The 15982-nt window shown below is 63.7% G+C and carries 15 protein-coding genes and 1 pseudogene; 7 read left to right on the top strand and 9 right to left on the bottom strand.

Going from position 1 to position 15982, the window contains the following annotated elements:
- Positions 1-27 precede the first annotated feature (27 nt).
- The 3 genes and pseudogenes from R9J51_RS16975 to R9J51_RS16985 form a co-directional block, all read right to left on the bottom strand.
- Positions 28-1130: pseudogene (locus R9J51_RS16975) on the bottom strand (alkene reductase).
- Between the two features lie 17 nt (positions 1131-1147).
- Positions 1148-1783, bottom strand: a complete 636-nt coding sequence (locus tag R9J51_RS16980) for a glutathione S-transferase N-terminal domain-containing protein (RefSeq protein WP_179505193.1) — start codon at positions 1781-1783, stop codon at positions 1148-1150.
- Positions 1776-1931 carry a hypothetical protein gene (locus R9J51_RS16985; RefSeq protein WP_168557677.1) on the bottom strand — a complete coding sequence of 52 codons (156 nt, stop codon included), beginning with the start codon at positions 1929-1931 and terminating at the stop codon, positions 1776-1778. Before R9J51_RS16985 ends, R9J51_RS16980 begins: the two co-directional genes overlap by 8 nt.
- A gap of 115 nt (positions 1932-2046) precedes the next feature.
- Here R9J51_RS16985 and R9J51_RS16990 point away from each other — a divergent pair, with 115 nt between their 5' ends.
- Together R9J51_RS16990 and R9J51_RS16995 are read left to right on the top strand one after the other, a co-directional pair.
- Positions 2047-2943: a LysR family transcriptional regulator gene (locus R9J51_RS16990; RefSeq protein ID WP_179505194.1), complete on the top strand. Its 897-nt coding sequence runs from the start codon at positions 2047-2049 to the stop codon at positions 2941-2943.
- Positions 2944-3041: 98 nt separating this feature from the next.
- Positions 3042-3812, top strand: a complete 771-nt coding sequence (locus R9J51_RS16995) for an enoyl-CoA hydratase/isomerase family protein (protein ID WP_179505195.1) — start codon at positions 3042-3044, stop codon at positions 3810-3812.
- Between the two features lie 342 nt (positions 3813-4154).
- On the opposite strand, the gene R9J51_RS17000 is transcribed toward R9J51_RS16995, so the two are convergent.
- Both R9J51_RS17000 and R9J51_RS17005 read right to left on the bottom strand, forming a co-directional pair.
- Positions 4155-4541: a Pepco domain-containing protein gene (locus R9J51_RS17000; RefSeq protein ID WP_179505196.1), complete on the bottom strand. Its 387-nt coding sequence runs from the start codon at positions 4539-4541 to the stop codon at positions 4155-4157.
- 11 nt (positions 4542-4552) lie between these two features.
- The gene (locus R9J51_RS17005; protein WP_179505197.1) at positions 4553-5515 is read right to left on the bottom strand and encodes a hypothetical protein; all 963 of its coding nucleotides are present in this window, start codon (positions 5513-5515) and stop codon (positions 4553-4555) included.
- Positions 5516-6111: 596 nt separating this feature from the next.
- Between R9J51_RS17005 and R9J51_RS17010 the strand changes: the two genes are divergently transcribed.
- Positions 6112-6207, top strand: coding sequence for a hypothetical protein (locus tag R9J51_RS17010; protein WP_432787604.1), 96 nt, complete (start codon positions 6112-6114; stop codon positions 6205-6207).
- A 190-nt stretch (positions 6208-6397) separates the two neighbouring features.
- Here R9J51_RS17010 and R9J51_RS17015 read toward each other — a convergent pair whose 3' ends face one another.
- A complete protein-coding gene (locus R9J51_RS17015) occupies positions 6398-6697 on the bottom strand; it encodes a hypothetical protein (protein ID WP_179562256.1) in 300 nt (99 codons plus the stop codon).
- A gap of 317 nt (positions 6698-7014) precedes the next feature.
- Here R9J51_RS17015 and R9J51_RS17020 point away from each other — a divergent pair, with 317 nt between their 5' ends.
- The gene (locus R9J51_RS17020; protein WP_432787606.1) at positions 7015-8937 is read left to right on the top strand and encodes a TonB-dependent receptor; all 1923 of its coding nucleotides are present in this window, start codon (positions 7015-7017) and stop codon (positions 8935-8937) included.
- On the opposite strand, the gene R9J51_RS17025 is transcribed toward R9J51_RS17020, so the two are convergent.
- Entirely contained in the window at positions 8934-10013 is a 1080-nt protein-coding gene (locus R9J51_RS17025; protein ID WP_179505200.1) for a LacI family DNA-binding transcriptional regulator, read from the bottom strand. The genes R9J51_RS17020 and R9J51_RS17025 overlap by 4 nt on opposite strands.
- An 83-nt stretch (positions 10014-10096) precedes the next feature.
- On the opposite strand from R9J51_RS17025, the gene R9J51_RS17030 reads away from it, so the two are divergent.
- From R9J51_RS17030 to R9J51_RS17040, 3 genes are all read left to right on the top strand, one after another.
- Positions 10097-11128: a hypothetical protein gene (locus R9J51_RS17030; protein ID WP_218847389.1), complete on the top strand. Its 1032-nt coding sequence runs from the start codon at positions 10097-10099 to the stop codon at positions 11126-11128.
- A 312-nt stretch (positions 11129-11440) separates the two neighbouring features.
- Complete coding sequence (locus tag R9J51_RS17035; RefSeq protein WP_432787607.1) at positions 11441-12130, top strand: HPP family protein; 690 nt, start codon at positions 11441-11443, stop codon at positions 12128-12130.
- A 53-nt stretch (positions 12131-12183) separates the two neighbouring features.
- Positions 12184-13062, top strand: a complete 879-nt coding sequence (locus tag R9J51_RS17040; RefSeq protein WP_179505203.1) for a 3'-5' exonuclease — start codon at positions 12184-12186, stop codon at positions 13060-13062.
- 33 nt (positions 13063-13095) lie between these two features.
- Here the strand turns inward: R9J51_RS17040 and R9J51_RS17045 are convergent, their stop codons facing one another.
- Complete coding sequence (locus tag R9J51_RS17045) at positions 13096-15186, bottom strand: RelA/SpoT family protein (protein ID WP_168557666.1); 2091 nt, start codon at positions 15184-15186, stop codon at positions 13096-13098.
- Positions 15187-15457: 271 nt separating this feature from the next.
- A complete protein-coding gene (locus R9J51_RS17050) occupies positions 15458-15970 on the bottom strand; it encodes a 2'-5' RNA ligase family protein (protein ID WP_218847388.1) in 513 nt (170 codons plus the stop codon).
- Between the last annotated feature and the right edge of the window lie 12 nt (positions 15971-15982).

The raw sequence follows: 15982 nt of genomic DNA on the forward strand, positions 1-15982 counted from the left end.
ATCGCTCATTCCGAGACGGAATGACGTTCAGGCGGCGGCGTGGGCGTGAAACGGGTAATCGGTGTAGCCGCGCGCATCGCCGCCGTAGAAGGTCGCCCGGTCGTAAGGCGTGAGCAGCAGGCCGAGGCGGAGCCGCTCGGGCAAATCGGGGTTGGCGATGAAGGCTCGACCGAACGCCACGGCATCCGCGTCGCCTGTTTCGAGCACGGCGTCAGCCCCTGCTCGGTCAAAGCCGCCGGCGGCGATTATCGTGCCGCCAAAGAGCGGACGCAGGTGACGCACAGCGATCGGCTCGCCTTCCGCGATCAGCTCCGTTCCCTTGATGCGGGGTTCGACGACATGGAGATAGGCGATACCCAGCCCGTCGAGCTTGCGTGCCACATAACCAAAGGTCGCTTGCGGGTCGCTGTCCGACATCGAACCATAAGTGCCGCTCGGGCTCAGGCGCACGCCGACCCGATCGGCGCCGAAAGCGGCGATCGCGGCCTGGGTGACCTCGAGCAGAAAGCGTGCCCGGTTCTCGATCGGCCCGCCATAATCGTCTGTGCGCTTGTTGGTGCCGTCCTGCAAAAACTGGTCGGGCAGATAGCCGTTGGCACCGTGGATCTCGACGCCGTCGAATCCGGCGGCCCTGGCACGCGCGGCGCCTGCACCGAATTCGGCGATGATGCCGGCAATCTCGGCGCGCTCCAGGGCACGTGGCATCGTAAAAGGCACCGGCCCATGTGCGGCATAGCCATAGCCCTCTGCCGCGATAGCCGATGGCGCGACCGGAGCCTCGCCATCAGGCTGGATGTCTGGATGCGACTGGCGCCCGACATGCCAGAGCTGCATGACGATCTGGCCGCCCCGCTCATGCACGGCATCGGTGATCGCCCGCCAACCCGCGATCTGCGCGTCATCGTAGATGCCAGGTGCGCCGGCATAACCATAGCCCTGGCGCGAAATCGGGTCGCCTCCGAGATGATGAGGCCACCGCGCGAGGCCCGCTGCGCGTAATAGTCGCGCATCAGCGCGTTCGGCCGATCACCCGGATCGGACCGCATCCGCGTAAGCGGAGCCATGACGACGCGGTGCTCGAGAGAGAGCGCACCGGCCGCAACCGGCGTGAACAACTTGGACATGACCATTACTCCTAGATTGGCGCTCAAGCGGCAGGGATCAGTGCATTCAAGCGGGCGATGGCGCGCAGAACCGCGGGGCGAGCCTCGATTTCGGTGTACCAGCGGGCGACATTGGGCGTGTCGTCGAGCCCGACGCCGGCGAATTCGCGGCGCCACAGCCAGCCGAAATGGGCGATGTCGGCGATCGTGAATGCATCCCCGGCAACGAAGCGGTGCTTGGCCAGCAGGCCATCGACAACGGCGACCGTGCGCCTGGCTTCGCTCGAAAAGCGCTCGATGGCGATCGGCTGCGGCTCGGTGGCAAAGCGCTGGAAGAAGCCGGACTGACCGAAGGCCGGGCTGAGAGCCGAGGCGTGGAAGAAAAGCTGCTCGAAGACACGCGCCCGGCCCTCACCCGAGGTGGGCAGCAGGCGACCGGTCTTCTCGGCGAGATAGACGAGGATGGCGGCGGACTCGGTCAGGACGAACCGTCCGTTCTCCGCGTCGGGGTCGACCAGCACCGGCACCTTGGCGTTCGGGTTAAGCGTCAGGAAGTCGGAAGCCTTCTGTTCGCCCTTGCGTACGTTGACGGTGTGGAGGGCATAATCGAGGCCCAGCTCTTCAAGCGCGATCGGTACCTTGATGCTGTTGGGCGTGGCGAAGGCGTAGACGTCAAACATGATCATTTTCCTTGAGAGGCAGACGGGAGTGCAGGATCGGTGCCGCCAGCACGAGGAGCGCCGGAACCGGGCTGCCGGTGATCTGAAAGACGAGGAGGCTGTCGAGCACGGACGACCCCGCAGCAGCCCGCATCAGCCACGTCATCATGTTCTGGCGCTCCCATCGCTTCGGCCCATCCGAAGGCGTAAAAGACAAATGCCTCTATTCCGCTCGACACGGCAGCAGGGCCTGAGCGATAACGCTCATTCCAAGGAGGAATGGCATGGACCGGTATCAGGCAATGTTGACTCTTGTCCGAGTGGTGGAAACCGGGTCATTCTCGGCTGCCGCACGCCAGCTCAATGTCGGCCAGCCCGCCGTCTCCAAGACGATCGCGCAGCTCGAAGGCAGGCTTCAGGTCAGCCTGTTGATCCGCTCCACTCACGGATTGACGCCGACCGAGGCCGGCCAACGCTTCTACGAGCGTGCCAAGGCCGCGCTTCAGGAGGCGGACGAAGCCGAGCTTGCCGCGCGCGGTGCCGGCGCCGGATTGTCAGGGTGCCTGCGCGTTTCAGCGGCGACAACCTTTGCGCGGCTTCACGTCATACCGCTGCTGCCGCACTTCCTCGAACACCATCCCGAACTGGAGATCGACGTCATCCTGGACGATCGCGTCATCGATCTGGTCGCGGAGGGCATCGACATCTCGCTGCGTATGGGGTCGCTGCCGGATTCCGCCGCAGTCGCCCGCAGGCTGGCGACGGGCGGTCGCTCCGTGTTCGCCACACCCAGCTACCTCGCGCGCGCCGGAGAACCGCGCACCCCCGCCGATCTCGCCGAGCACGAGACGATCGTGTACAGTCAGCTGTCGAACACGTGGTCGTTCACACGGGAGGGGACGGTTGCATCGGTTACGGTGCGCGGCCGTGTGCGGGTAAGCGCGGCGGAGGGATTGCGCGCTGCGGTCTTGGCCGACATCGGCCTGACGATCGGCTCGGATTGGATGTTCGTGCCCGAACTGGCGAGCGGCGCGGTCAAACGGGTGCTCACCGACTGGGCGCTTCCGCCGATCGATCTTTGGGCCGTGTTCCCGGCCGGGAGGATGGCGAGTGCCAAGGCACGCCAGTTCGCGAGCTTTGTGGAAGCGGCAATAACGGGCAGCTATTCCGGCAAGGCATAAGCCTTATCGCCCTGCACTATCGTCCGTCGCGGCCTTGAACCGCCTAGCTGATGCTCACGCCGCCGCTTCCGGGCGGTCTACCCAAGAGGATCAGCATCATGGCAAAGTTCGAGACCTATCGCGACGCATTCCCCAACGCCCACCTCACCCGCAAGGACAATGGCGTGCTCGAAGTGGCGCTGCACACCGACGGCGGAAAGCTCGTGTTTAACGGCCACACGCATGAGCAGTTCGTCGAACTGTTCCACCAGATCGGTGAGGACCGCGAGAACCGCGCGGTGATCCTGACGGGCTCGGGGGATGCCTTCATGGACACGATCGACGCCGACGGTTTCGACTTCTTTACGCCCCTAGGCTACGACAAGATACTGCGCGAAGGCCGCAAGGTGCTGTCGAACATCCTCGACATCGAGGTGCCAATGATCACCGCGCTGAATGGGCCGGTGCTCCTCCACAGCGAATATGCGCTGCTTACCGACATCATCCTCGCCGCGCCCCAGACCGTGTTCCAGGACAAGCCGCATTTCGAGTTCGGCATCGTCCCGGGCGACGGCGTACACGTCCTGTGGCCACACGTGATCGGATCGGTGCGCGGCCGCTACTTCCTGCTGACCCGGCAGGTGCTCGATGCCGAAACCGCGAAGGACTACGGCGTCGTGAACGAGATCGTGCCTGCCGATCGCCTGCTCGCCCGCGCCCATGAGATCGCCGACGGCATCGCCGCGCTGCCGCCGCTCACCGGCCGCTACACCCGCATCGCGCTGACCCAGACGCTCCGACGGCTGATCGATGAAGGGACCGCCTACGGGCTCGCGCTAGAGGGCATAAGCGCCGCTGACGTGGCCCGCACTTTGGCCGCCCAAGCGTGATCGAACGCACCGCCCGGTCCTGCTGGGCGGTGCATTCAAACGGCAGCTCATGTTCGAAGGAGACATTCAGAGGAAATCGCTCGCATGACCGGCTTTGGTCGGTTTTACCTGCGGCGAACGCCGCGTCGTTGGACATTCCCGTCATTCAGGAGGCCAACAGCGAATGGCCGTTTTCAGAGAAGCCGCCGTTCATGCGGCGACCTTCTGCATTCACATGGTGCTCTGCCCAGCGAGGCTGGTGTCGGTGCGTTACGAAATGCGCCAGGCTGCGCGGCGACAATTACGATGGCCGGTTCGGGCTACCTCACGAAGGAATGTTCCCGAACGCCGCGATCAGTTGCCCTACGGCAAGGCCGCCGGCGGGTTTGCCGCTGCACCTGCATCCGATCGACGCTTTAGCGTGAACTTGATGCTGGCCTCGGCTCCAGCCTCGGCGATGAACAGCAACTCGCCCTTGGCGCTCAGCGTCAATCCAACCTCGATCTCGTCGATCGTCCATTCCTTCGAGCGATTGGCGATAGTCGAGCTCAACTTCATCAACGCATCGACGGTCCGCATCCATTGCGCCTGGATCTCGACCGCGCCGACCCGCGTGACCCGCTTGGCGCCAGAGAGCAAATCTCGCAGCGAATGTTCGCCAACCGCGTCATCAGGCGTGACTTCGATTGCAGTCGTGTCCTCCGGAACAAAGATCGAGAGTTCCCAGTCTTCTCGCGATTCATCGGCCATCGGCCTGCTCCTCAAAGGTAAGGGGTGACGTCGAGCGCGTAAACTGCTTGCTCGAAATTCTGGGCGTGGCCGCGCACGCCAGGTGGTGGTCCCGGCACCTTCATGTCGCCAGTGTAGATGCCGACCGCATCGCCGTTGGCGACGGTCACCAACGCGCCGGAATCTCCTGGGCTCGCCGGACGGTCGATGCAGAAGCGAATCCCAATCTTGCGCGTGTGGGTGACGCCGCAATTGGTGGTCACATCGACGATCGTGCGCGTCGTGCTGCCGCCCTGGCAATGCACTGTCACCGTCATGGTCATTGCCGGGAATGACAAAACGCCGAGTTGATAGGTCGCCCCGGTCGGCGCGGCAGTCTTCACGAACGCCGCATCGACCGGTTGATAGTAGGTCCTGGCCACGCTCGCGGATCCCCCCGTCACCATGGGCACCGATCCACCGGGTCGAGTCGAGACCGCGTGCCCCGCCGTCAGCACACCCCAGACAGAGCTGTTCCGATTGCATTTGGCCCAGCAAGCACTGGTCGCGCCCTGCGGGTGCGCAACGTGTAGGTCGAGTTCGGAGTAACGAATAGCGAGCGGGAACTTCTGGTGGTTGAGGCGCGGGAACAGAAGGTAATCGACGATTTCAAACCTGCGGTCCCGCATTCCCGGCACATCGATGATTATGCCGAGGCCCGCTGCCTCGCTCTTCTCGTCGAACAGCCCGAACGACACAGCTTCGAAAGGACTCGAGGACAGCGCAACGGACGGCCAGAAGAGCGGAAAGTCCCGCTCGAACAGGAAGCGACCAAGGTCAAGCTCGGCGAACACCGCATAGGTCCAGCGAGTCGCCCTCGCGGTCAGTTCGACATCGCCATCCTTGATCACATCACGCCAGCGCGCGATCTCGTTTACAACATCGCGCGGCACTCGCTCGAGCGGCGGGTCCTCGGGTGGCAGATGCTTCCGAACATAATCGATGGAATAGTCCATGGCACGCCTCCTCCTTGCTTCACGCATCCGCAATGTGAAACTGGGATTACATCAGCGGCCCGACATTAGATCGGCTTTAGTGTCAGCGAAAGTATTTGGTTCTTGTGCAAAGGGCGGCCTTCGTCGGGAGGAGATGTTCACACGCCGAACCTGGAAGATCTCCAAGTGGTCAGAAATTGCTGATCGCGCTAGGCGGCGTGGACAAATTCCACAACGCCACGGTTGCCCTGTAAAAGGCCCTGGCGAGGCGCGAAGCCGCAGGAAGAGTGGGCCTCTTTCAAGGCAGAGCAACGCTGCCAGGGCCTTTTACAGGGCAACCCCTGCGGGGCTGGACCAAAAACCGCCATTTCCACGTCGGCTCGGCTAGCAATAGGCCCACTATTGCTTCACCTCGCCTCCTTGAACTGGCGGTTTTTGCCTCCAGCCGTGGCGCTGTGGAATTTGTCCACGCCGCCTAGCCATTCGGGAACGCAATAACCGTGGCGCAGCCCTGAAAACGGGCCCCGTCCGTTTTGCCGCTGCAACCCGGCCGCAAGCGATGAAAATCACACGCGGCCGTTGTCGAGGTCGGGGCCGGATGGATCCGGCGCGGCGAGATGTCCGGCCGCGACTATGTATCGCTGTCGCTCGCCGCCCCCGAATTCGGTCCGCGCCGACTCTACGCCAACGTCGGCCGCCGCCGGGCAGGATGACGAGGACGCCTTCGCGATCATCTGGAACCCTGCCGACTGAACGGACCGCCCCGCGCCCGAACCGGGCGCGGGGCATCAAGCGGTGCGCTCGATCGCATAGCGCGCGAGGGACTCTGCCGGCGGGGACCTTCCGCTCCGCCAGGCCCGGGCCAAAGGCCTGCAAACTGGTGGGCACACACCAGCTCGATTTCTACCGGTCGAGCCAGGGTTCCGCGCTCTCGCGGCTGAAGTTCAAATCCGACGGGAACCAGAAAACGATCTCGATCGTCGATCGCGCAGCGCCGCCTAGGCGCGATAAATCCAGACTATCTGGGCGATGGGGACCTGTGGAAGGCACGCTGCGCACGGTGGCGCGCATGCCGTCCGCCATCCAGCGCTGGAGCATGGGCGACAGCGCCCGATCCTGCTCGGAAAGCAGATAGTGGCCTGGGACGCCGTGGCGTGCAGCGTCTCGCGTGCAAAAGCCGATGGTGGGGTTACCGCCTTCCATCGGGCCGTCCACGCGAACCGATCGTGCCGGTGCCGATCGGCCATGCGGTTTTCCGGTTATCGCCGCAATGGATGAATACGCTCCCAAATAATCGATAAACGGATTTTGCACACCTGTGCAAAGACAGGCGCAAGCGTGGCCTTTGACCACGCAGAGAGAGGATTGGATCGATGCGCCTTGGTTTCCATTTGCTCGCCGGAGCGGCATTGCTTTACGCCCCCGGCGCATGGGCGCAGGACGCCCAAGTGTCTGCCGGGAGCGGAGGCGCTTCGGCCGCGGGGGACATCATCGTTACCGCGCAACGCCATAGCGAGTCCGTGCAAAAGGCAGCCGTTGCCATCACCGCGTTCAGCGGCGGCGATTTGCTCAACCAAGCGCGTAACAGCGTGGCCGATGCCATCGCGACCGTGCCTTCGGTGCAAGTGCAAGGCAATGCCAACGGCGCCCAGATCTACATTCGTGGCGTTGGGTCGAACGCCGACGCGCAACTGGGCGACCCGGCGGTCAATCTCAACGTCGATGGCGTCTATCAGCAGCAGACCGAGGTGCCGACAAGCCTGATGTTTGACGTCAATCGCGTCGAGGTGCTGCGCGGGCCGCAAGGAACGCTCTATGGCCGCAACGCCACGGCGGGCGCGGTCAACATCGTCACCAACGATCCGGTGCTCGGGCGCTTCGAGGGCTATGCCACGGCCCAGGTCGGCAACTACGATGCCGTTCATGCCGAAGGCGCCATCAACGCCCCGATCGGCGAAGACACGGCCGTGCGCGCGGCCATCGCCACGGAAAATCACAGCGGCTATCTATCCAACGGCAACAACGACGCCAGGATGACGGCCGGCCGGCTCAAGCTGTTGACCAAGCCGACGGATTCGCTGCGCATCCTGATCGCCGGCGATTACCTGCATTCAGGCGGCCACGATGTCGGCAGCGTCGAGGCGCCGCTCTCTTCGCATGGCGATGCGTGGTATAGCGACAAGCCGAAGGGCTTGCTCGATATCGATTCCTGGAACGCTCGCGCGCAGATCGATTATACCACCTCGATCGCCAATCTCACGCTGCTCGCCTCGCACAACGATTTCAGCAAGAACGAGGCAAACGTCCTGCTTTCGCCTACAGCAGTGTCGGTGCATCGCGAGGGGCGCCAGAATTCCGTCGAGTTGCGCGCGAGTTCACCCGATGGCTCTGCCATCAAGTGGGTCACCGGCCTGTTCTATTACCACGACCAGGAATTGCGCCAGGTGGTCGATAGCCCGATCGACGCCACGGCGGCGGCCGCTTCCAACCCGGAACTGCGTACGGCCACGGCAAAGTCTTATGCCGCCTTTGCAAATGTGACCGTGCCGCTGACACGAACCCTGCGCCTGACCGGCGGCCTGCGCTATACGCGCGACAGCAAGGACGCGCGTTTTGTCTATACCGATGGCAGCGGGGCGCCTGACGCCATTGCCAGCCGGGCGTGGAATTCGCTGACCTATAAAGCGGGCGTGGAGGCCGATCTCGCGGCGGCCTCGCTGCTTTATGCGCAAGTTGCCAGCGGGTTCAAGGCTGGCGGTTTTGCGCAGCAGTTCCCGGCCGCATCTTACAATCCCGAAAAGATAACTTCGGTCGAAATCGGCAGCAAGAACCGCCTCTTCGGCAATCTGCTTACGCTGAACCTTGCAGCCTTCCACTACAGCTATCGCGACTATCAGGCGCAATATCCCGATCTCGTCGACGGTTCCTTTGCGCTGGTAACGGCCAACGCTGCCACGGCCAAGATTTATGGTGCCGAAGCAGAGGCCAGCCTGCGCTTGTCTGCCGACGATAGGTTGATGGTCAATGCCACGTACCTGCACACCCGTTTCGGGGCATTCCGCTATACCTCGGTGCTGGCTGGCAGCGTGGATCATACGGCCGAGGAAATGCCGAACTCGCCGACGGCCGCGTTCGACGTTGCCTATGATCACGACTTCCATCTCGGCAATGGCGGCACGGTGACGTTCCATGCCAACACGCATATCAGCAGCGGCTATTGGACGACCGTCGAGCGATCGACCGATTCCTACCAGGGCAGCTTCACCCGCAGCGATGCATTCCTACGCTATGAGGCGGGCACCAAGGCCTGGGATGTGCGCGCGTTTGTGCGCAATATCGAGAACCGGGCGGTGCGTACCCTGGGCGCGAGCAATCCCATCGACAGCGTGCTGTTGATCGCCCCGCCGCGCACCTATGGCGTGGCCGCCACCGTGCGGTTCTAGGGCGCGCCAGGATGCCAGCCGCGTTCGCCATCGGCGTAGGTGAAGATGCCGTGGGCCGGCTGGCGTGCGGTGTCGCGCACGACAAGGCGGCCGGGCACGCGATGCTCGGTCGTATCATCCGCCTTGCCTGCCATCAGCGCCACGAGCACTTCGACAACTTTGGCGCCCAGGGCATCGACCGGTTGGGAATAGGTGGTCAGCGCCAGGTCGGGCCAACCGCTGATCGCGACATTGTCGAACCCGACGATGGAAATGTCCCGCCCCGGGGCCAGGCCATTTTGCCGGGCCACCTGCAGCGCGGCAAAGGCCATGTTGTCGTTGGCGCAGAACAGTGCATCGGGCCGCGCGGGACCGCGCAGCACATCGCTGGCAGCCGCGAAGGCACGCTCGAATTCGAAGCCGGCGTCGACCACCAGCGGCGCGTCCCTGCCGCCTTCGGCCAGCGCGGCGGCATATCCTGCCAGCCGTTCTTCGGAGCTCGAAACCCCGCGATCACCGGCAAGGTAGGCGAAACGGCGGTGTTCTCCGGCGATCAGGAAGCGCGCCAGGGCGGCCCCGCCGCGATAATTGTCGCCCACCACCATGACGCCGTGCGAAGCCGGGCTGGCATTGTTGAGCATGACCACCGGCAACCCGGCCAGGTCGCATTCGGCCAGCAGTTCCGGCGCAAAGCCGCGCGATGCCAGGATCAGGGCATCGACCCCGAAATGGCGCAGTTCCCCCAGCAGCGGCTCGTGGCTTTCCTCGCCATGGGTGACGTAAAGCAGCAGGCGATAGCCAAGCGGCGCCAATTGCTCGGAAATGCGCTGCACGATCGCCGGGTAGAACTGGTTGTCGAGATGGCTGACGGCGATGGCCACGATCATGGAGCGCCGCGTGATCAGCGATCGCGCCGCCAGGTTGGGCCGATATCGCAGGGCCTTGGCCGCTTCCATCACCCGCGCCCGTGTTTCCGGGGCGACGCTGGCCCCCTGGGTGAAGGTGCGGGAGACCGCCGAGCGCGAAACGCCGGCAAGCCGCGCGACATCGAAAGAGGTTGCCGCCTTGGTTCGGATTCGCCGTTGATCGTCGGTCATGGCGGTCAAATTGCCGCCCTTGCACGCGTGCGCAAGCACAAAGCGGCATGAATTTGTTGCCTTCCTACTGGAGACTACCGACGATGCGCCTCTCGCTTCGACACTTGCTCTGCTCTGCCATGCTTGCATCTGCGCCGGCGGTTCACGCCGAACCGGCCGGCACTGCCTGCAGCCGCGCTTGCCTGGCCCAGGCGGCGGACCAGGTGCTCGCCTCCATCGTCGCGCACGATCCCGGCGCGGTGCCGTTGGCGCGCCATTATCGCGCTACCGAAAACGGCGTTCCGGCCGCGTTGGCGATGATGACGATCTGGCACACCGCCACGCGCGCCAGTGACAAATTCTATGTCATCGACCCGGAAACCCAGAACCTGTTCCTCCTGGCGAACATCGCCGAGGGCACGCACCAGGCCCTGCTGTTCGGCCGCATCAGGCTCGCGGATCGCAAGATCACCGAGATCGAGTTCTATGTCGACCGATCGCGCAGCGATGGCGGCTTCATGTTCAACCCCAACGGGCTTGCGCATCTGCCCGCTGCGTGGACGCAGAATGTCACCCCCAACCGGCTGCCCGACCGCGCGACATTGCTGCGGGCCGGACGTTCCATTTTCGACACCGCGATCGAAGGTCCGCCCCCGGCGGAAAGCTGCCGCATGATGGAGAACGGCGGCCCCGTTGCCGAAGACGCCGAAGTGCTCAAGGTCATTGGCGGAGACGCTCCGCAGCTTCCGGCCAATCCCGACGGTTCGGTGCCGATTCCTTGCGGCGCGCCGCCGATCCGCCCGACCGACCCGGATGCACGCACCGACATCGTCGATGTGCAGCAGGGGATCGTCGTCAGCATCGGCACCATGTCGGGGCTGGTGCAGCCTTACCTCATTACGCACCCCACCATCTCGGCGTTCGTGCCGACCTCGTTGGGCCAGCCTTATCTCGATCTGCTGGCAGCGCAGCACCGCACCGGCCGATACGAGATGCAGCCCGAGCTTCTGCCCACCCCCGCCTCGATCACCGTGGCGCAGATGCATCGTTATTACGATGGCAAGTTGCAGGGCATGCACTTGCTGGAAAAGCTGGGCCCGATCGGCGCACGTTCGCCCTGGGTTGCCGCGCGATGAAGCTGATCCGCCAGCGCGTCAGGGTGGAACGCGAACCGTTGGCAGGCAGGTGATGCACCAAAGGCCCGCTATGATTTCGAATATGCGCGCCTTTTCGAAGGTTTGCGTGCGAAAGCCAGGTCGTTCGACAAGGCGCGTCGCTTCGCCCCATGGCTATGCACCGGCATCATCGTGCGTGTTTTCCAGGGCCAAACCTCTCACGCGGTTGGTAAATTCGGCGCGGGTCGCTATCGGCCGGTAGCGCGCGGCATGGCCTTGATCCAAATTGTCGCCCAAGGATGGGACCGGGGGGCGATGGCCAGGCAGCGAGGCATGAACTGGATGGCGGTGTTCTCGCCTTGCCGCGCTGGCCGCTCGTGGCTGGCGCGCGGGCAGCATCCGCTTCGCTCATCGATTGGTGCGTGGTTGGGCATGGGCACAAGCCTGGCGCTCGGGACCTGGGCAATGGGGGCGTTTGGAGCGTCGGCGGCGCTGGTCGCGCCGATCGGCGCATCGGCGGTGCTGGTGTTTGCGGTTCCGGCCAGCCCGCTTGCCCAGCCGCGCGCCGTCTTGGGCGGCAATCTCGTCTCGGCCCTGATCGGGATGCTGCTGGCCAGGGTCGGGCTGGGGCCGTGGCTGGTCTTGCCGCTCGCGGTGGGCCTGGCCATTCTGGCCATGCATGCATTGCGATGCCTGCATCCGCCGGGCGGGGCGATGGCGCTGGTCGCGGCGATGGGGACGCATGGCGCGCCCTGGCCCTGGACATTCCTGCTGTCGCCCGCGGCGAGCAATACGCTGGCGCTGCTGGCGGCGGGGTGGCTGTTCAACAACTGCACCGGCAGCCGCTATCCGCATCACAACGAAACTCTGCCCGAACATGGCCTGCCGATGGCGATCGACTATGATCCTGCCGACCTGGCCGCGGTCCTCGATGAATTGGAAGACCGGCCCGATATCAGCACCGAGGATCTCGATTCCATCGTTCGGGCGGTTTTCGTCCGCCATGCCATGCGCCAACCCTGAGGCCGCCTGCGGACCGGGTTCAATTCCGTCCATTTTGGCGGTAGGGCGCGATCATGTCCGCCGTTGCCCCCGACGAATTTGCCCGTGCCGCGCGTTTCCTGGCGGAAAGCGACGACTATCGCGTGCTGCGGCGCCTGCGCCCGGTGCGCCGGTTCCACCAGGCCGATCCCGGCGCGCCGCTCAGGATCGGGGTCGTGCTCGACGTGGAGACCACCGGGCTCGACGCGCAGAGCGACAAGATCATCGAACTGGCGATCCAGCGTTTTCGTTATGATGCGGCGGGGCATATCGTGGAAGTGGGCCAGCCGCGCGTCTGGCGCGAAGACCCTGGGTTTCCGCTCGATCCGCGGATCACCGCGCTGACCGGCCTCACCGATGCCGTGCTCAAGGACCAGGCGATCGACGAAGCCATGGCGCTCGAACTGCTCGCCTCGGCCGACCTGGTGATTGCCCACAACGCGCGGTTCGACCGTCCCTTCGTCGACAAGCGCCTGCCCGCCGCCACCGGCAAGGCCTGGGCCTGCTCCATGGCCGAACTGGATTGGCTGGCGCTGGGGTTCGACGGGCGGGCGCTGGCCCATCTCGTCGCGCAATGCGGTTGGTTCTACGAGGGGCACCGCGCCGAAAACGACATTCTCGCGCTGCTCACCCTGCTCGCGCATCGGCTGGACGACGACAGCACCGTCCTCTCGCACCTACTCGCCGCGTCGGCGCGCGACAGCTTTCGCGTCAACGCCGTGGATGCGCCGTTCGAAGCCAAGGACCGCCTCAAGGCGCGCGCCTATCGCTGGAACGCAACCCTGCGGTTCTGGACGCGCGACATTGCCGCCGACGAAGCCGAGGCGGAAAGCCTCTGGCTGCGCCAGGAAGTCTATGCCGGGCACGGCGCGGCAGCGTTTCAGCCGCTGACCGCGATCGAGCGCTATCGCTGACCAGGGCACGCGCCGGCAGGGCGGCTGGATCGGCTAGATGCGGTCTGCCTGCGCCACCGCATCGCTGGCGCGCAAGGCGCTGACGATCCGCGTCAGATGGGCCAGGTCGCGCACTTCCAGATCGACCAGATAAGTGTGGAACGGGTTTTCACGCTGGGTCATTTCCAGGTTGACCACGTTGGCGTGGTTCTTGGCAAAGATCCCGGCCATTTCCGCCAGCGTGCCCGGGCGGTTGTAGAGCTCTGCCCGCAGGCGGCCCACGGCGCCGTCGGTGCGCTTGTCCCATGACAGGTCGATCCAATCGGCATCGACGCCATCGGCCAGGCGCTCGCAATCGATCGAGTGGACTTCCACGCCCTTGCCCGGCCGGCGCAAGCCGACGATGCGATCGCCCGGCACCGGGTGGCAGCATTCGGCGAGCTTGAACGCCATGCCCGGCGTCAATCCGCGCACGGCGATGGCGCGCTGCTGGCGCGGCCAGTCTTCCGGGTTGGGCAAGTTCGCGGTGCTACCGGGAACCAGCGCTTCCATCACCTGCCGATCGTCCAGCTTGGCGGTGCCGATGGCCACCATCAGGTCTTCCTCACCGTTCATTTTCAGCCGCTTGATCGCATCGGCCAGGGCTTTCTTGCCCACTTGCGTGGGCAGCCGCTCGGTGATTTCCTCATAGAGCTTGCGCCCGATCAGGGCCACTTCGGCGCGTTCCTTCTGCCGCACGGCGCGGCGGATGGCGGCGCGCGCCTTGCCCGTGACGGCAAAGCCCAGCCAGGAAAGCTGCGGCTCGGAATTGCGGCTCTTGATGATTTCCACCACGTCGCCATTGCCCAGCGGCGTGCGCAGCGGCACGTGGCGGCCATTGATCTTGGCCCCCACCGCCTGCGCCCCCAGGTTGGTGTGCACGGCAAAGGCAAAGTCGATCGGCGTGGCGCCCTTGGGCAGCTGGAACAACGAGCCCTTGGGGGTGAAGGCAAAGATGCGATCCTGGTAGATCGCCATCTTGGTGTTTTCCAGCAGCTCGTCGGGATCGTGGCTGGCATCGAGAATCTCGACCAGGTCGCGCAGCCAGCCCACCTGGGCATCGGGCTCCCCGCCCTGCTTGTAGGCCCAATGGGCGGCCAGGCCGTATTCGTTGCGATGGTGCATCTCGCGCGTCTTGAGCTGAACTTCCACGCGGCGGGCGTTGTTGTAGATCAGCGAGGTATGCAGGCTTTTATAGCCGTTGATCTTGGGCGTGGAGATATAGTCCTTGAACCGCCCGGGGATCATCTGCCAGGTCTGGTGCAGGATACCGAGCGCGCGATAGCAATCGCCCACATCGTCCACCAGCACGCGGAACGCCATGATATCGGTGATCTGCTCGAACGAGACGTGCCGTTCGGCCATCTTCTTCCAGATCGAATAGGGGTGCTTCTCGCGCCCCGCCACTTCCACCCGCATGCCCGCTTCGGCCAGGGCCTGCTTGATCGACAGGGCAATGTCGCCCACCTCGCCCCCGCCCTCGCTGCGGATCGCCGAAAGGCGCCCGGTGATCGTGGCATAGGCTTCGGGTTCCAGTTGCTCGAACGCCAGCAACTGCATTTCCCGCATGTATTCGTACATGCCCACGCGCTGGGCCAGCGGGGCATAGATCTCCATCGTCTCGCGCGCGATGCGGCGGCGCTTGTCCTCGCTCTTGATGAAATGGAGCGTGCGCATGTTGTGCAGCCGGTCCGCCAGCTTGACCAGCAGCACGCGCAAGTCCTCGCTCATCGCCAGCAGGAACTTGCGCAGGTTCTCCGCCGCGCGCTCGCTTTCCGTCATCGTCTCGATCTTGGAAAGCTTGGTCACCCCATCGACCAGCCGCGCCACGTCGGGGCCGAACAGGCGCTCGATTTCCTCGACCGTGGCCAGCGTATCCTCCACCGTATCGTGGAGCAGCGCGGTAACGATGGTTTCCTGGTCGAGCTTGAGCTCGGTCATCAACCCGGCCACTTCGACCGGATGCGAGAAATAGGGATCCCCGCTGGCGCGCTTCTGCGTCCCGTGTTTCTGCACGGTATAGACATAGGCACGGTTGAGCATGGCCTCGTCCGCCTGGGGAGCATAGGCCAGCACACGTTCGACAAGTTCATATTGGCGGAGCATTATCCGCCCTAGATGGGGGAAAGGAGTGGCCCAGGGCAAGGGGAAAGGCTGGGGGATTTTGGCGATAAGTGTGATTTGGGGGGTGGGGGCTGGGAAAGGGGATGGATCGGAAAGGCAGGACAGGTGGCCCGCCAAACGGTAGCTGTAAGCGTCCATCGAATGCGCATACCGCCCCACGGGTCTCGGTCGCGAGCATTCCCATGCATTCCACCCCTGGAATTTTAGATGCAAATTTGAAACGAAGCCCCCAAAGTTAGATTAATTTAAATTCTCACATTTTAAGTAACATACTATGCTTAACCTCCACAGGCGGAAACGATATTAAATCAAATTTTTCTAAAAATCCATGGATTGGGCGCCATTTTAATGAAGCACTTTCAATTGCTTCGCTAAAATTCGAAATTTTGGTAAATAGCGTAACATGTGGAATCCAGCAGTTTTCGTTAAATGCATCATATACATTTATACCATCGAGTAATTTACATAACTCCCTCTGCATTTTTATCAATATATAGTTGGCGGCAGGAGCGGCCCAGACCACCGGACGAACACCCGGAAATATACCAAGGCCGGACAACGTTATCGGTATGCGCGACCAACGAGCGGCGAAATCTTCCAGACCACGCCAAAGATCGCCCGGTTGCACTTCTGCGTCAAACGCTGCCAAAGTGACGTGGGTTGAGTAAGAATCATGGATGGATGCACTAGCAGATAATTGCGCACGAAACTCATGAAGGCTCCTATCCGTTGCGCAGTCCAACCTCAGAGTTATCGCAAATTTCACCGGAATCCTCTC

The organism is Novosphingobium rhizosphaerae, assembly GCF_050920675.1.
Taxonomy (GTDB): Bacteria; Pseudomonadota; Alphaproteobacteria; order Sphingomonadales; family Sphingomonadaceae; genus Novosphingobium; species Novosphingobium rhizosphaerae.

What these genes read in the sequence shown, in the direction of transcription:
- R9J51_RS16980 (WP_179505193.1), bottom strand. Translation starts at nt 1,783, where the DNA reads ATGTTTGACGTCTACGCCTTCGCCACGCCCAACAGCATCAAGGTACCG.
- R9J51_RS16985 (WP_168557677.1), bottom strand. Translation starts at nt 1,931, where the DNA reads ATGATGACGTGGCTGATGCGGGCTGCTGCGGGGTCGTCCGTGCTCGAC.
- R9J51_RS16990 (WP_179505194.1), top strand. Translation starts at nt 2,047, where the DNA reads ATGGACCGGTATCAGGCAATGTTGACTCTTGTCCGAGTGGTGGAAACC.
- R9J51_RS16995 (WP_179505195.1), top strand. Translation starts at nt 3,042, where the DNA reads ATGGCAAAGTTCGAGACCTATCGCGACGCATTCCCCAACGCCCACCTC.
- R9J51_RS17000 (WP_179505196.1), bottom strand. Translation starts at nt 4,541, where the DNA reads ATGGCCGATGAATCGCGAGAAGACTGGGAACTCTCGATCTTTGTTCCG.
- R9J51_RS17005 (WP_179505197.1), bottom strand. Translation starts at nt 5,515, where the DNA reads ATGGACTATTCCATCGATTATGTTCGGAAGCATCTGCCACCCGAGGAC.
- R9J51_RS17010 (WP_432787604.1), top strand. Translation starts at nt 6,112, where the DNA reads ATGTCCGGCCGCGACTATGTATCGCTGTCGCTCGCCGCCCCCGAATTC.
- R9J51_RS17015 (WP_179562256.1), bottom strand. Translation starts at nt 6,697, where the DNA reads ATGGAAGGCGGTAACCCCACCATCGGCTTTTGCACGCGAGACGCTGCA.
- R9J51_RS17025 (WP_179505200.1), bottom strand. Translation starts at nt 10,013, where the DNA reads ATGACCGACGATCAACGGCGAATCCGAACCAAGGCGGCAACCTCTTTC.
- R9J51_RS17030 (WP_218847389.1), top strand. Translation starts at nt 10,097, where the DNA reads ATGCGCCTCTCGCTTCGACACTTGCTCTGCTCTGCCATGCTTGCATCT.
- R9J51_RS17035 (WP_432787607.1), top strand. Translation starts at nt 11,441, where the DNA reads ATGAACTGGATGGCGGTGTTCTCGCCTTGCCGCGCTGGCCGCTCGTGG.
- R9J51_RS17040 (WP_179505203.1), top strand. Translation starts at nt 12,184, where the DNA reads ATGTCCGCCGTTGCCCCCGACGAATTTGCCCGTGCCGCGCGTTTCCTG.
- R9J51_RS17045 (WP_168557666.1), bottom strand. Translation starts at nt 15,186, where the DNA reads ATGCTCCGCCAATATGAACTTGTCGAACGTGTGCTGGCCTATGCTCCC.